The organism is Caulobacter sp. (assembly GCF_017744445.1).
Classification (GTDB): domain Bacteria; phylum Pseudomonadota; class Alphaproteobacteria; order Caulobacterales; family Caulobacteraceae; genus Caulobacter.
Map to the genome: position 1 here is coordinate 82,541 of NZ_JAGIBH010000004.1, position 15,223 is coordinate 97,763.

At 67.4% G+C, this 15,223-nt stretch carries 14 protein-coding genes, 1 tRNA gene and 1 pseudogene; 8 read left to right on the plus strand and 8 right to left on the minus strand.

Going from position 1 to position 15,223, the window contains the following annotated elements; translation table 11 throughout:
• Positions 1-7 precede the first annotated feature (7 nt).
• Both J7528_RS07145 and J7528_RS07150 read left to right on the plus strand, forming a co-directional pair.
• Positions 8-3,926 (plus strand): annotated as a pseudogene (locus J7528_RS07145) (LamG-like jellyroll fold domain-containing protein).
• Positions 3,923-4,420, plus strand: coding sequence for a heme-binding protein (locus J7528_RS07150; protein ID WP_291872256.1), 498 nt, complete (start codon positions 3,923-3,925; stop codon positions 4,418-4,420). The pseudogene J7528_RS07145 and the gene J7528_RS07150 overlap by 4 nt, the downstream one beginning before the upstream one ends.
• 141 nt (positions 4,421-4,561) lie before the next feature.
• Here J7528_RS07150 and J7528_RS07155 read toward each other — a convergent pair whose 3' ends face one another.
• Positions 4,562-5,140, minus strand: a complete 579-nt coding sequence (locus tag J7528_RS07155; RefSeq protein WP_291872258.1) for a type 1 glutamine amidotransferase family protein — start codon at positions 5,138-5,140, stop codon at positions 4,562-4,564.
• Between the two features lie 54 nt (positions 5,141-5,194).
• On the opposite strand from J7528_RS07155, the gene msrB reads away from it, so the two are divergent.
• Together msrB and J7528_RS07165 are read left to right on the plus strand one after the other, a co-directional pair.
• Positions 5,195-5,677 (plus strand): peptide-methionine (R)-S-oxide reductase MsrB, encoded by a 483-nt coding sequence (gene msrB / locus J7528_RS07160; RefSeq protein WP_291872260.1) that lies wholly within the window; start codon positions 5,195-5,197, stop codon positions 5,675-5,677.
• Positions 5,678-5,808: 131 nt separating this feature from the next.
• Complete coding sequence (locus tag J7528_RS07165; protein WP_291872742.1) at positions 5,809-6,417, plus strand: alpha/beta hydrolase; 609 nt, start codon at positions 5,809-5,811, stop codon at positions 6,415-6,417.
• 724 nt (positions 6,418-7,141) lie between these two features.
• Here J7528_RS07165 and J7528_RS07170 read toward each other — a convergent pair.
• The 7 genes from J7528_RS07170 to J7528_RS07200 form a co-directional block, all read right to left on the minus strand.
• Positions 7,142-7,226, minus strand: a tRNA-Leu gene (locus tag J7528_RS07170).
• 65 nt (positions 7,227-7,291) lie between these two features.
• Positions 7,292-7,816 carry a MarR family winged helix-turn-helix transcriptional regulator gene (locus J7528_RS07175; protein WP_291872262.1) on the minus strand — a complete coding sequence of 175 codons (525 nt, stop codon included), beginning with the start codon at positions 7,814-7,816 and terminating at the stop codon, positions 7,292-7,294.
• Between the two features lie 246 nt (positions 7,817-8,062).
• Positions 8,063-8,836, minus strand: coding sequence for a hypothetical protein (locus J7528_RS07180; RefSeq protein ID WP_291872264.1), 774 nt, complete (start codon positions 8,834-8,836; stop codon positions 8,063-8,065).
• 89 nt (positions 8,837-8,925) lie between these two features.
• Positions 8,926-9,168, minus strand: coding sequence for a hypothetical protein (locus J7528_RS07185; protein WP_291872744.1), 243 nt, complete (start codon positions 9,166-9,168; stop codon positions 8,926-8,928).
• Between the two features lie 27 nt (positions 9,169-9,195).
• Complete coding sequence (locus tag J7528_RS07190; protein ID WP_291872266.1) at positions 9,196-9,444, minus strand: DUF3297 family protein; 249 nt, start codon at positions 9,442-9,444, stop codon at positions 9,196-9,198.
• Positions 9,445-9,643: 199 nt separating this feature from the next.
• A complete protein-coding gene (locus J7528_RS07195) occupies positions 9,644-10,111 on the minus strand; it encodes an EF-hand domain-containing protein (RefSeq protein WP_291872268.1) in 468 nt (155 codons plus the stop codon).
• Between the two features lie 12 nt (positions 10,112-10,123).
• Positions 10,124-10,909, minus strand: a complete 786-nt coding sequence (locus J7528_RS07200) for a DUF4198 domain-containing protein (RefSeq protein ID WP_291872270.1) — start codon at positions 10,907-10,909, stop codon at positions 10,124-10,126.
• Between the two features lie 159 nt (positions 10,910-11,068).
• Here J7528_RS07200 and J7528_RS07205 point away from each other — a divergent pair, with 159 nt between their 5' ends.
• The 4 genes from J7528_RS07205 (at position 11,069) to J7528_RS07220 (ending at position 15,173) form a co-directional block, all read left to right on the plus strand.
• Positions 11,069-13,294, plus strand: a complete 2,226-nt coding sequence (locus J7528_RS07205) for a TonB-dependent hemoglobin/transferrin/lactoferrin family receptor (protein WP_291872272.1) — start codon at positions 11,069-11,071, stop codon at positions 13,292-13,294.
• Between the two features lie 105 nt (positions 13,295-13,399).
• Entirely contained in the window at positions 13,400-14,008 is a 609-nt protein-coding gene (locus tag J7528_RS07210; RefSeq protein WP_291872274.1) for a YqaA family protein, read from the plus strand.
• A complete protein-coding gene (locus tag J7528_RS07215) occupies positions 14,005-14,613 on the plus strand; it encodes a disulfide bond formation protein B (RefSeq protein WP_291872276.1) in 609 nt (202 codons plus the stop codon). The genes J7528_RS07210 and J7528_RS07215 overlap by 4 nt, the downstream gene beginning before the upstream one ends.
• Complete coding sequence (locus J7528_RS07220; protein WP_291872277.1) at positions 14,613-15,173, plus strand: demethoxyubiquinone hydroxylase family protein; 561 nt, start codon at positions 14,613-14,615, stop codon at positions 15,171-15,173. Before J7528_RS07215 ends, J7528_RS07220 begins: the two co-directional genes overlap by 1 nt.
• Positions 15,174-15,223 lie beyond the last annotated feature (50 nt).

Below are 15,223 nucleotides of genomic sequence, written 5' to 3' on the forward strand. Positions count from 1 at the left end.
GTATCTTTTGTGCTTTGCAGCACGGCCTATCAGTCCCACCCGGGTTTGCAAGCATGCCCTTACGGCGCTACACCTGCACCCAGGCATGACACCGGTTACCGAGAGTATGGTTCCGCGATGTCGGCCATCGGGAGGAGACGGTTCATATGAAGGCGATTTTCCTGGGCTCGGCCTGCGCGCTGATCCTCGCCAATGCGGCTGTGGCGGCCCAAATGGCCGGCGAGCCCGCGCTGCTGTTCAAGATGTCGGGCGACAAGGGCCTGGTCGCGGATGTGGCCGCTGGCGACCCCATCCCCAACTTCGCCGACAAGGTCACGCCGATCGACGGCAAGGCCGGCAAGGGCTTTCACGCCGAGGACGACGGCATCGTCTCGTGGAACGCGCCCGGCAACATCCAGGCCCAGCGGGGCACGCTCTCCTTCTTCTGGCGGTCGGGCTATCCGGTCGGCGTCGCGCCGTTCGTGATCTTCCGTGTCGGCTATGCGGACCACTCCAGCTGGGACATGGCGTTCCTGCGTATCGACTGGAACGGCCACGGCTTCGACGCCTTCGTCACCGACAACGGCCTCTCGCGCACCCGCGTGTCGTTCAAGGTCGACAAGACCCCGGCCGCCGACGCCTGGACGCACCTGGCCTTCACCTGGGACGAGACGACGGGCGTCCAGCTGTATGTCGACGGCAAGCTGGCGGCCAAGAAGGAGACCAAGGCGGTCTATGACGCCGGTCTCGACCAGTTCGGCGTCGCCGGTCGCGTGATCGCCCCGCACCAGGTGCAGAGCCGCTACAACTTCACCCGCGGCGGCGACCTGGACGAGCTGCGCGTCTATGACCGCCCGCTGGCGGCCGACGCCATCGCCGCCCTGGCCCGCAACGAGGCTCCAGCCGCCGAGGCGCCGGTCCCGACCCTGGCCGATCCCGTCGTCCACGCCGCCTGGAAGCAGCGCTACGGCTGGAACAAGGATCTTCCGCCGCTCCTGACCGACGCCAAGACCACGATCCGCAAGGTCGAGTTCGCCGACGCCAGGGACATCAAGGAATGGATGTGGCGCGCCAATGACGGCATCCCGGAGACCACCTGGCCCGGCGTCTACAACCGCTCGCGCCTGGAAGGCCGTAACGACTACTTCCAGCTGCCCGACTGGAACGTCTATGTCGACGGCGGCAAGGCCCTGACGCTTACCCTGCCCGACGAGCCGATCAACCGCCTCGAGATCCAGGGTCCCGCCTATGGCGACCTGACCTGGGCGGCCAAGGCCGGCGACAAGGGCTCCAGCGTCGGCGTCCGCGCCAAGGACCAGGCTCGCACCGTCAACACCCTGGCCCAACCGCTGAAGGGCGGCGTCCTGACTTTCACCAATGTGGCGCAGGAGACCCCGATCCAGGAGATCTGGGCCTACAACGTCTCGGCGGGCGCCGAGCCGAAGGACGCCTTCAAGATGACCTACACGGTCCGCGCCGACGTGGCGCCGGACTATCTGAACCTGGCCGACCTCAACGCCTACATCCACGGCCGCCACCCGGCCGGCGAGCGCGCCACCGTCGTCGCCATCCCGGACGCCGCTCCGACCCGTCCGCGTCCCGCCGGTGACCTGACCGCGCCCGGCCTGCCGATCGTGCACGTGCTGATCCCGTCGGGCTTCGGCGACGCCCCGGCCGGCAAGGCCCTGGCCCGCAACTGGGCCTATGGCTGGGAGAATGCCCGCGACGGCCTGGACGGCGTAGCGATCGACATCCCCGCCCTGCCCGGCGCCGCCGGTACGGTCATTCCCCTGAACATCCAGGTGAAGGACCCGATCTGGCCGGGCCGCAACATGATCGACGTCAGCGTCTCGGTGAAGGCCGGCGAGGCCCGCACCGTGTGGCTGGACATGCGCGACCGCATCCTGACCGCCGACAGCCTGTACCTGACCATCGCCGCCGACAGCGCCGACTTCGGACCCAAGGCCCTGGACGGCGCCAAGATCCGTCTCGTCCTCAAGGACCGCGACCAAGCTAAGGTCGAGCACATCGCCGACCGCCTGAACCAGGTGAAGGACAATTGGGCCTTCCTGGTCGAGGAGCATACCACCTCCAAGCGCCAGGGCCTGTACCGTCGCCTCTACGCCGACATCACCGACCTGCTGAAGGTCGATCCCGACAACCAGATCGGCCGTGAGTACTGGGGCGACATCACCTATGGCAGCCAGGGCTGGCCGGCCTTCGATCAGCCCAAGCCGACCGACAACACCCCGCTGTGGGCCTTCCGCCAGACGGAAGACCTGAAGCTGGTCTCCAGCTTCATCAACTGGTGGATCGACGAACGTCAGTCCGACTTCGGCGACTTTGGCGGCGGCATCTCGGACGACACCGACCTGCTGCAGCAGTGGCCGGGCGTGGCGTTGATGGGCGTCCAGCCCGACAAGCTGACCCACTCGCTGAACCGCCTGACCGACGCGGTCTACAAGAACGGCATGTTCACCGATGGCCTGTCGACCATCGTGACCGACGAGCTGCACGCCTACGAGGAAGGCATCAACTCCAACTCCGAGGCGATGTACGTCAACTACGGCGACCCGCTGGCCGTCGAGCGCCTGTTCACGACCGTGAAGGCCCTGCCCCGGGTGATCGACAAGAACCCCGCCGGCCACGTCCACTTCAATACGAACTGGTACAGCGGCAAGATCTCGTACCGCGAAGGCCCGTGGGAGTGGCAGAAGCCGTACTCGTTCGGCGTCGTGCATCCGTCGATCCTGATCAGCGACTACAATGGCGACCCGACCGCCAAGGCCACCGTCATCGGCCTGGCCGACGGCTACCTGGCCCACGTCGCAAAGGACGGCTCGTACCCCAACGAAATCAACTGGCGCACCGACGCCGAGCGCGGCGGCACGGTGCTGCAAGGCTCGGGCGCGGACGGTCCGTTCCAGGTGTTCTGGTCGGCCTACCGCCTGACCGGCGACGCCAAGTACCTGGCGCCGATCAAGTGGCGCATCGGCAAGGCCAGCATCCGCTCGCTGGGCAGCATCAACGACAACGCCCTCTCCGAGCTGAAGCTGGGCGATGCCAACAAGGACCAGATCGTCGCCTCGGCCAAGAAGGGCGGCAACGCCCTGGACCGCTACGCCGCCTGGACCCTGACCGGCGACAAGAGCTTCCTCGAGGACCTCTATGCCGACGAAATCCAGTGGAACGCCCAGCACATGTACATGCACACGGAAGGCCACTGGTGGTCCGACCGCGTGGAGCTGCCGTCCGACATCCTGCAACGCACGCGCCTGGGCGGCATCGCCAATAAGCGTAGCCAGATGACGCCGGGCCACGTGGTGTCGTGGCGCTTCGACAATGCCGACGGCACCGACATCGCCCTGCTGGTCAAGGACGCCACCAAGACCAGCTTCAAGGTCATCGCCTATAACCGCACCGACAAGCCGGTGACGGCGACCATGACCGGCTGGAACGTCGCGCCCGGTCAGTGGACGCTCGCCGAAGGTCTGGACGCCAACGGCGACGACGCCATCGACGGCTCGACCCGGGCCCGCACGGTCACCTTCGAACGCAGCCTGGGGACCAAGGTCACCCTGGCCCCGCGCCAGGCCACGGTCATCGACATGAAGCTGGCCACGGCCGGCGACGATCCGGCCAAGCGCGCCGACCTCGGCATCGGCCGGGGCGATGTGGCGGTGAAGGGCTCGTCCATCGCCGCCAAGGTCCACAGCCTGGGCGCCCAGGACGCCGCGGCGGCCAAGCTGGAGCTGGTCGACCAGGCCGGCAAGGTGCTGGCCAGCGCCGGGGTCCCGGCCCTGAAGGCGCCGCTGGACCTCCTGCCCAAGACCGCCAGCGTGAAGCTCAAGATCCCGGCCGGCGTGAAGGCCCAAGGCCTGCGCGTCCGGATCGTCACCCCCCAAACGCAAAACACCGCCCTGAACGACGAGGTCGTCCTGCCATGAAGAAGACGTTCGCCCTGATCACCGCCGCCATCGCTCTGGCTGGCGGTTCGGCCCAGGCCCAGACCGCCGCTCCGGCCCCTGCCCCGCAGCCGCCCTACGCGGTCGGCCGCATCGTCACCCTGGCCGAGGCCAAGACGATCGCCGCGGCGTCCGAGGCCGAGGCCCGCAAGAACGGCTGGACCATGGTCATCACCATCCTCGAGCCGAACGGCGCCCCCGTCTTCAGCGAGAAGATGGACGGCACGCAGTACGGCTCCACCGAGGTGGCGCTGAAGAAGGCCCAGACCTCGGCCAACTTCCGCCGCCCGACGTCCTACTTCCAGGACGCCGTGAAGGCCGGCACGCTGAACTCGATCTTCTCGGGCGCCACAGCGATCGAGGGCGGCGAGCTGCTGCTGGTCGACGGCAAGATCATCGGCGCGATCGGCGTCTCGGGCGGCTCGGGCGCCCAGGACGGCCAGGTCGCCCGCGCCGGCGCGGCGGTGCTGAAGTAGTTTCCGTTTCCCCGGCGAAAGCCGGGGCCCAGATGCAAGCGCGCCCGCGTTCCGGACAGGATCGCGGGCGTTTTTGCATGCGCCACCCAGCTCTACGATCTGGGTCCCGGCTTTCGCCGGGAAGAACGGAGGTTGGGGGGTCTAGGCCTCCGAAAACTCCTTCGCGAACATCGCCACGTAGCCCGCGATCATCTCCTCGGCCTCGGGCGCGATCAGGCGGGCGACGGCGGCGGCGAAGGTCACGGGCGCCAGGCCCGAGGCGCTGACCAGCTTGCCGTCGACCACCGCCTTGGCGCTGTCGACATAATGGTCGGCGCCGGCATAGCCGGGAACCTGCTCGGCCAGCCACTCGGCGCCGTTCGAGGTGTGCTTGCGCCCTTCGAAGAGCCCCGCATGAGCCAGGGCCGTCGTGCCGGCGCAGATGCCCGCCACCGGCTTGCCGTCGGCGAAGGCCTGGCGGATCAGCGCCGAGATCGCCGGGTTCTCGCCCTTGGCCCACTCATCACTGCCGATCAGGATGTAGGCGTCCGCGTCGCTTAAGACCGGATCGTCGAAACGGTAGTCGGCCGCGGCCAGCACACCGCCGATCGAGGTCTCGGGATCGCCGGTCGGGGTGGCGATCTCGATCTGCACCTTCAGGTGCTCGCGCAGCAGCGCCAGCACGCCGCCGACCTCCCAATCGGCCCAGCCCGGCTGCAGGAATGCGACGGCGATGGTCATGCTGATCTCCTCGATCCCTACCGGATCAACGCTTGAGCGCTTACATTGTCGTTCATGACAGACGCAGCCACCCTTTCAACCGCCGGTTTCGATCTCACGCCGCCGACGGAGCCGGAACGCGAACGCCTGGAGGCCGACCTGACGGCCGAAGAGGCCCGCGTCCTTTTGCATCACGGCACCGAGGCCCCGTTCTGCGGCGGCCTGCTGGGTGAGAAGAACCCCGGCGTCTATGCCTGCCGCCTGTGCGGCCTGCCGCTGTTCAAGCACGAGACCAAGTTCGAGAGCGGCACGGGCTGGCCCAGCTTCTACGCCCCGTTCGCCGAGGACCACGTGCTGGGCATCCGCGACACCTCGTACGGCATGGTCCGCATCGAGACCCGCTGCGCCCGCTGCGACAGCCACCAGGGCCACGTCTTCCCGGACGGCCCGGCCCCGACGAAGCTGCGCTACTGCATCAACTCGGTGTCGCTGCAGTTCGTGAAGGACGGCGAACCTCTGCCCGATCCGCTGCATCGCGGCGACAAGATCGCGGCTTAGCGGTTCCCACCTGATACCCCGGTCTCGCCCCAGCTTTTCTGAATTCCTATCCAATTGATATGAATTGAGACGAGCCGGCGAACCGGGCATCAGGCTCGGGACGGCCAACGCCTCCCGAGTTTCGCATGATCATGCCCGCCTCTTCCGCCTTCGAACCCTCGCAGCCCTATCGCGGCGACCGTGAAGACCCGCCGATCCTGATCGTGCCGGGCCTCTACAATTCCGGCCCCGATCACTGGCAATCCCACTGGGAGCGCGAGCTGCCCGGCGCCGAGCGCGTCGATCAGCAGGACTGGGAGCGCCCCCTGCTGGGCGACTGGATGATCAGCCTGGCCGAGGCCGTGCGCCAGCGCCCCGGCGCGATCCTGGTCGCCCACAGCCTGGGCTGCGCCCTCGTCGCCCACTTCGCCCAGGTCACCGGCGGACGCGGCGTCGGCGGCGCCATGCTGGTCGCCCCGGCCGACGTCAATCGCGAAGGCCCCGCCGGCCGCCTGCTGGTCGGCTTCTCGCCCATCCCCCGCCAGCGGTTGCCGTTTCCGAGCCTGGTCGTCGCCAGCCGCGACGACCCCTATGTGGAGCTCGACCGCGCCGAGGCGTTCGCGCGCAGTTGGGGCTCGGACTTCGTCGACCTAGGCCGCGCGGGCCACATCAATGTCGACAGCGGCCACGGGGCGTGGATGAAGGGGCGTGGGTTGCTGCGGGGGTTAGTGCAGCGGATCGAGGCGGCGGAGCCAACCTAGGTAAGTTACAGTTCACCGCCAACGGCAACGTTCTCTTGATAGATTACCTTGTCGTCTGCGGTGGATATAATTCGCACTCGAAGCCTAGCGCTATCTGGCTCAGGCCCGTCCGGAGTTGTAATGAGGAACGCTCCGCGTTGCGTGCCATCGTCAGGTTCGCCTGCGACCCGGCCCAAGCCGACGCGCACTGTCCGCTTGCTCGGTTCAGGCCTAGCTATCACCGAAAATTGGTATCGGCCGTTCACCTGCTGGGTAACGCCTCGAGAGGCGAGAAGAAGCGCAAGCGGTGGTGGGTCAAGAAGCGTAACTTCAGCCACTAGGCCAGAGTTGCGCCGGTCCGGTGTAAACGAGATAGTCACCGCCAGCATATCGTTGTGGTCTCGTTCACTCATCAGCCCAAAACGAGCCGCAAGTTCGCGAGCATTCGACCTCTGCCTATCCGCCCACGGAAGGTAGATCGCTACCGCTAGGCCTACGAGCGCGCCGATACCCTGAACCCAAGCTGCAACTGTAGGGCCGAAAATCGAACCATCCTTGGCCACCGCACCGCCAAGCATGAAGCCAGCCAATGTTGCGCCAACTACCGCGCATGTGGCCATTCGCGTCCAATTCAAAGGCTCCTCCCTAAACATCAAGGGCAGCATGGCCGCGCTAGTAGTGAAGGTCGAGCCTTGGCCAACTCTACTGGAGGAGGCGAGAACGGCTTTGGTTTACAAGAAAGATATGGTGCGGGCGGTCGGGGTCGAACCGACACTCCTTTCGGAACCGGATTTTGAGTCCGGCGTGTCTACCAGTTTCACCACGCCCGCAGGCTTCGCGTCGCCGCGAAGGGTGGCCTTCCTAGCAAAGGCCGATCACGAATTCCAGTCCGTGCTTAGTCTTCCACGCCCTGCGGCGGAGAAACCGTCTCGCCGCCCGTCAGCTGGATGGCGGCGGTCTCCAGATGGTCCAGCAGGCGCTTGAACATCGCCACCTCGCTGGGGGCGAGGCCAGCCAGCAGGGTCGCCTCGTACGCAAGCGCCAGAGGGGCGATCTCGGCGAACAGGCGGCGGCCGGCGGCGGTCAGTTCCAGCGTGTGCGAGCGGCGGTCCGAGCGGACCGTGGTGCGCGCCACCAGGCGACGGACGACCAGCTCCTGGGCCGCGCGACTGACCCGGACCTTGTCCATGGCCGTGCGACTGACGGCCGTGTGCTGGGTCAGGGAGCCCTCGGCCAGCACCGACATCAGCCGCCACTGCGGGATGGTCAGGCCGAAGCGGTCCTCGTAGGCCCGGGCGATCAGGCGGCTGACCGCCGCCGAGGCCGTGGCCAGGCGATAAGGAACGTAGTCGACGAGGCTTACGCCGGGTTCGGGCGCCTCGGATGCGCCAGGGGTAATCGGAGAGACCGTCGCGGTCATGTCCTTCCTTTCGTCCTCCCAGGCGTGGCCGCCTTTTGGAGGAGCGGCCTTCGCCAGTCCGTTTCACACGGGCGACTCTGCGGAGCGCCGCGCGTACTCTTGATTTGGGCGTCCCCCGCTGAAGGCTCAACGCCCCGACGAGTTCACTTGCACGAACAGGTACTTTCGCACGCTGCTTGGGCAGCGAATAGTCGTCTCGCCTTCCTGATTGGCGTTCTCATGCCCCCGGACGTGTTTTTCCGGGGATCAGTCGCGCTCGGACAGGCGGACCTTGAGCTTGGGCAGCGGCGCGGTCTGGATCAGGACCTTCTGGCAGTCCTCGATCTCGCGCAGGCAGTTGGGACGATTCCAGAAGTCGGAGAACTCGGCCACGGCCAGGCGCAGCAGCTGCATGAACTCCTTGTGGTCCAGGACCTTGGGGGTCTCGTCCTTGTGGTCGTCGTGGCCGTGATCGTCGTGCGGCTTGTCGCCCTTGGGGGCGTTGGCGATGACGACCGTCTGGGGCGCCAAGATGGTGACGTTGCGGGTCAGGACGTCGATCTCGGCCCCGTGGCCCTTCGAATCGCCGTGGCTGTGCGAATCGTGGCCGTGACCATGGGCGTCCTTGCCGCCATGGCCGTGGCCATGCTTGTCGCCGCCCTTGCCGTGGTCGTCCTTCTTCTTCTCTTCGGGCGGTTCGCCCTTCATGGCCTTGCCCAGGTGCTCGAAGGCCTTGGCGCAAGGACCGCCGAAAGCCAGCACCGGACCGATGCGCAGCTTGACCTCGTCGATCAGATCCTGGGTCTTGACGATCAGCTCGCCGGAATGGGCGCTGGAGGCGGCCACGCACTTGGCCTTCACGGCCTCGTGGATGATCTTGGCGACGTCGCTCTGCTTCTCACCCTTGTCGCCGCGACCGGTCAGGCGGCCGGCGAAGAAGGCCAGGCCGGCGATGGCCAGACCCGCCAGGATCAGCAGGAACACCAGGGTCGGGTCGAAGACCGGTATCGGCGTCTCGACCGGAAATTCTGACTGGTACACGGCGATCCCCCTGAGCCCCACGCGATGCGCCGACGACGGGCGCGCCATATGGTTAACGCAACAGCGTTATCGATGCACGGCCAAGGTGCTCAGGATGGGCGATAAATGATGCTGGAGACGCGTTCGCCCGCGTCATAGCGCGACGGGCCGCCAAAGACGGTCACCTCGCAGAGGATGTCGCCGCCCTCTTCCGAGGCCCAGATATAGCTGCGCTCGACCTCGACATAGCGGCCGGCGGGCGAGATGCCTTCGAAGGTGTCGCCCCACGGCACGATGCCGCGCAGGTCCTGCCAGCGCAGGGTCACGGCGCGCGAAAGCTCGTCGCGCGCCATCGCCTCGAGATCGGCGTCGGCCACCGCTTAGCCTTCGGCGTCGTCGCGGAAATAGGCTTCGACTTCACCCTGCAGCTTCAGGGTCATCGGGTTGCCCTTGCGGTCCACGGTCTTGCCAGCCGCGACGCGCACCCACTTCTCAGAGATGCAGTACTCTTCGACGTTGGTCTTCTCGACGCCCTTGAAGCGGATGCCGATGCCGCGTTCCAGCAGGTCGGCGTCGTAGTACGGGCTGTCCGGGTTCACCGAGAGGCGGTCGGGAGGCGTGTCGCTCATGGTCTTCAAGCTTTCAGTCTGGGCCATGGGCCCGTGTTAGCGGGCGGTCATAGCCACGAAACGCCGAAAAACCAAGGTGGGCGATGATCCCTGTCATCCCGGACAAGCGCGAAGCGCGCCGATCCGGGACCGCAGGAAACGCGGCGCTTTCCGCGGTCCCGGCTCTTCGCTGCGCTGCGGCCGGGATGACAGGATTGATCTAGTCCTGCTGGTCTTCCTTGACCGGATCGGCGGCCGAGACCGTCCCGTCGTTGTTGGTGTCGTGGTGGTTGAACATCCGCCAGCCCGAATAGTCGAACTCGGCGCGGGTGATGGCGCCGCTCTTGTCGCTGTCGAGCACGCCGAAACGCACGTCGGCCTGGCGCATCTGGCGCACGCGCTCTTCTTCCTTCTTGTCGGCCGGGCGGGTGTCGGCGGCGAGCTTCTTCTCCAGGCGCGCCTTGAACTCGCCCACGTACTCGGCCTGCGACAGCGAGCCGTTCTTGTCGGCGTCGGTGGCGGCGAATTGCAGTGCGCGGGTGGCGGCGAACTCGTCCTTGCTGACGACGCCGTCGCCGTTCTGGTCCTGCTCCTTGATGAAGGTGTCGCGGGCGTGCGAGGCGGCATGGGCCGAACCGGCGGCCAGCGAAGCCGCGATCGCGGCGGCAAGGATGATGCGGGTCTTCATGGGGGTGTCGTCCTAGCGGAGGGATTCGAAGGTCAGGGCGTAGGTGTAGCTATGGCCAGGCTGGCCGGTGGCGGCCGGGCCCAGGCGGTAGCGGGTCTGGATGTGGTAGAGGCCCGAGTGGTCCGGCTTCACGGCGAAGCGCCCCTTGGCGTCGCTGGTGACGGTCTTGGGAGCCGGCTTGGCGTCGGCGTAGCGATCCTCGGCGGCGACGAACTCGATCGCCTGGTTGGCCACCGGCTTGCCGTCGAACAACACCTCGAACACCGCGTCCTGGCCGGTGACGATCTTGCTGGGATGGGTGATCGCCTTGAATTCGATGCCCTTGCCGGTCGGGGCCAGGGCCGCGTCGCTGGGCGCGCCCCGGGTGACATAGACCTCGGCGGTCGTCAGGCTCTGCATGTCGATGGCGTCGGCCGGGGCCTTCTCGCCCTCGAAGAACTCCCACTGCCCCTTGACCAGGGCGGCCTTGGCGGTGCGGCCGCCGCGCTGGCCGGTGGTGATGCGATAGGTGCCGGGCGCTTCGGTCGCGACCTCGAACACCGCCAGCTGGCGCAGATAGGTCGGGGTGATGGCCGTGCGCACGCCGTCCGGACCAACCACCGCATAGGCGTCGGACTTCATCACCACCTCGGGCGTGAAGAAACTCTCGGTGAACGAGCCCTCGACGGTGACCACCTTGCGGTCCGAAGCGTCGAACACGGTCGGCAGCAGATAGGGCGAGTGGGCCTGGGCAGCCGGGACGGCGAGGCTGAGCAAGAGCGCGCCGCCCAGCAGGCCAGCGCGGAGAGAACGGATCATCGGAAGCACCCCAGGCGCCGCTCCAGTCGCGGCGACCTCGGCATATTGCGATTACTTCTGAGAATCAATTGCAATTAGCTTGACCGGTCGGAGCGCCCGCTTTAGGCCATCGCCCATCAATTGCGATTAATTCGCAAACGCATCATCGAGGGGATATCGATGTCTCGCCTGAAGCTGGCGGCCCTGGCGGCCGCCTCGACCGCCGCCCTGCTGGCCACGACCGCCTACGCCGCGGACGCCAACACCGCCGCCGACTCGGCCGAGGTCGACAAGGTCACCGTCACCGCCACGCGCTCGGAAAAGACCGTCTCGCAGGCCCCCGTGACCGTCAGCGTCATCTCGTCGGAAGAGATCGAGGACGGCCTGGTGCGCGACATCAAGGACCTGGTCCGCGACGAGCCGGGCGTGTCGGTGCGCAACGCCCCTGCCCGCTTCACCGCCGCCGGCGCCTCGACGGGCCGTGACGGCAATGCCGGCTTCAACATCCGCGGCCTGGAAGGCAACCGCGTGCTGATCGTCGTCGACGGCGTGCGCGTGCCCGACGGCTTCGCCTTCGGCGCCCAGTCGACCGGCCGCGGCGACTATGTGGACCTGGATATCCTGAAGTCGGTCGAGATCGTGCGCGGTCCGGCCTCCGCCCTGTACGGCGCCGACGGCCTGGCCGGCTCGGTCACCTTCATCACCAAGGATCCGTCCGACATCCTGAAGGACGGCAAGACCTTCGCCGTCCGCGCCCGCGTCGGCTACGCCTCGGCCGATGAAAGCTGGACCGAGAGCCTGGTGCTGGCCGGCAAGTCCGACCGCTGGGAAGCTCTGGTCGCCTACACCCGCCGCGACGGCGAGGGCCAGGAGACGGCCGGGACCAACAACGCGGCCAACACCGACCGCACCACCGCCAACCCCGAGGACAACCAGTCCAACTCGGTGCTGGGAAAGCTGGTCTATAGCCCGAACGACAACAACCGCTTCCGCCTGACCGTCGACCACATGGATCGCGACGTCGACTGGAACGTGCTGTCGGCCATCGCCAAGCCGCCGCTGGCCTCGACCAGCGTCATCGGCCTGACCGCCTTCGACAAGGTCAAGCGCGACCGCGTCGCCCTGGACCACCGCTTCGACAACGGCCAGGGCCTGATCAACGCCGCGCGCACCTCGCTGTATTGGCAAAAGAGCACGACCCGCCAGTTCTCGGCCGAGGACCGCTTCACCGCCGCCGACCGCACCCGCGACGCCACCTTCGACAACCGCGTGCTGGGCGCGGCCGTCGAGCTGCACAGCGTCTTCGACCAGGGCGCGTTCAAGCACGAAGTCGTCTGGGGCGGCGACGCCTCGATCACCCGCCAGAAGGGCACGCGCGACGGCACGGTGCCGCCGGCCGGCGAGACCTTCCCCGCCAAGGCCTTCCCGACCACGGACTTCACCCTGGCCGGCCTGTACGTCCAGGACGAGATCACCGCCGGTCCGGTGACCATCTATCCGGCCGTGCGCCTGGACTACTACAAGCTGGATCCGAAGACCGACCCGCTGTTCACCATCGCCAGCTCGGGCCAGAGCGACACGCACGTCTCGCCCAAGCTTGGTCTGGTCTGGGACGCCACCGACCTAGTCACCGTGTTTGCCAATGTGGCTGCGGGCTTCAAGGCGCCCTCGCCCTCGCAGGTCAACACCGGCTTCGCCAACCCGATCTCGAACTACCGCTCGATCTCGAACCCGGACCTGAAGCCCGAGACCAGCAAGACCCTGGAGGCCGGCTTCCGCTTGCACCGCGGCGGCTGGCGCGTGGCCGTCACCGGCTTCACGGGCGAGTACGACGACTTCATCGAGCAGGTGCAGGTGGCGGGTAATTTCACGCCGACCAACCCGGCCGTCTACCAGTACGTCAACCTGGCGGGCGTGAAGATCAGCGGCGCCGAGGCCAAGGGCTCGTTCGATCTGGGCTACGGCTTCACCGCTCGCGCGGCCGCCTCGTATGCTCGCGGCGCTTCGCGCAGCAACGGCGTCAACACGCCCCTGACCTCGATAGATCCCGTCAAGCTGACGGGCGGCGTCGCCTATCGCGCGCCCTCGGGCAAGTTCGGCGGCGACCTGTCGGTCATCCACTCGGACCGCAAGTCGGCCGGCCGCGCCGGCGTGTCGTGCACCGGAGCCGTCCCCGGCAGCTCGCCGCTGAACTGCTTCACCCCGCCCTCGTTCACGGTCGGCGACCTGACGGCCTGGTGGGCGGTGACGCAGAACGTCACCCTGCGCGGCGGCGTCTTCAACCTGACCGACGAGAAGTACTGGTGGTGGGCCGACGCGCGCGGCCTGGCCGACAACTCCACCGTCAAGGACGGCTACAGCCAGCCCGGCCGTAACTACAGCGTTTCCCTGGCGCTGAAGTTCTGACCGGAATGGAGGCGCGCGTGGGCCGGGAAGCCGCGCGCGCCGATCCTTGCGGACAAGCTGCCCCTGCCCTGCTAGCAACGCGCATCACGTTCCTTCGGAGTCCGCATGCTGCGCCGTATGTACGACTGGGTCATGGGCCTGGCCGCTTCCAAACACGCTTCGAAGAGCCTCTTCGCCGTGTCGTTCGCCGAGAGCTCGTTCTTCCCGGTCCCGCCGGACGTGATGCTGGCCCCGATGTGCCTGGCCAAGCCGGAGAAGGCCTGGAACTACGCCCTGATCTGCACGATCGCCTCGGTGTTGGGCGGCTGCCTGGGCTATGCGATCGGCTACTTCCTGCGTGACTTCGGCCTGTGGATGATGGCCGCGACCGGCCATGAAGGCGGCCTGCAGGAATTTCAGTGCTGGTACGGCAAGTACGGCGTCTGGGTGATCCTGGCCAAGGGCCTGACCCCCATTCCCTACAAGCTGGTGACCATCGCCTCGGGCCTGGCCGCGTTCAGCTTCCCGATGTTCATCGCCGCCTCGGTCGCCACCCGCGGCGCCCGCTTCTTCCTGGTGGCCTTCATCATCAAGAAGTTCGGCCCGACCCTGCTGCCGATCGTCGAACGGCGCCTGGCCCTGTTCGCCGGTCTTTTGATCGCGCTCCTTGTCATCGGCCTCACCGCCAGCCATTTCCTGGGCGGAGGCGGACATGGCGGAGCTTGCGTCGCATGACGAATAACGAACAACACCAGGCCGAAACGCCGACCGCGACGCCCGTGCGTGGTCCTGCGACAACGGTAGACGCCGCGACGCCGAGCCTTGTCGCCACGGTCTATGACCTGGTCACCCGCCACTGGCCGCTGGTCGCCTTCCTGTCCAGCGCCCTGATGCTGGCCATCGCGCACAGCTTCGAGACCTTCGGCCACCTCGCCCCCTGCCACCTGTGCCTGAAGGCGCGGGAGGTCTACTGGGTCGCCGGGACCGTCGGCCTGATCGGCGCCGTCCTGCAGCGCACGCCGCTGTGGGCGCGTCTGCGCCAGCCGGTGAACCTGCTGCTGGGCGCGATCTTCCTGTACGGCGCGGGCCTGGCGGTGTTCCATGCCGGCGTCGAGTGGAAATGGTGGCCGGGCCCGACCACCTGCACCGGCAGCGGCGCGGCCAGCGCCTCGAACCTCTCGGCCATGCTGAAGGGCACGATGAAGGTCAAGCCGCCGATGTGCGACAAGGCCGCCTGGGTGTTCCTGGGCCTGTCGATGGCCGGCTGGAACGCCCTGGTCTCGCTGAAGCTGGCCGTCTGGTCGGCGCTGGCGGGCCTGCGCAAGGCGGAGACGCTGTAATGACCCGCCCAGTCCCTCCTCGCCCCGGCCAAGGCGCGCTGAACTCGCGCCTCGCCGAGATCCTGCGCGTCGACCAGGCCGGCGAGCTGGCGGCCGTGCACATCTATCGTGGCCAGGCGGCGGTCATGCGCAACGCGCCGGGCCGCGAGCGCATCGCCGATCAGTTGAAGGAGATGGAGGGCCACGAACAGGTCCACCTGTCCCGCTTCAACGAGCTGCTGACCGAGCGCAACGTGCGCCCGACCCTGATGTCGCCGGTCTGGCGCGCGGCCGCCTTCGCCCTGGGCGCGGGCACCGCCCTGCTCGGCGACAAGGCCGCCCACGCCTGCACCGAAGCCGTCGAAACGGTGATCGAGAAGCACTATGCCGGCCAGATCGAGGAGCTGAAGGACCGCGATCCGGAACTGGCCGCCGAGCTGACCCAGTTCCGCGACGACGAGCTGGCCCACCGCGACCTGGCCATCGAGGAAGGCGCTCACGAGGCCGCCGCCTATCCGTTGCTCACCGCTGTCATCCAAGCGGGCTGCCGGGCCGCCATCAAGATCAGCGAGAAGATCTGAAGCTTGGCGTTTGGCCCGGCCGGGCCTACCGATACGCCCCAATACGTCAT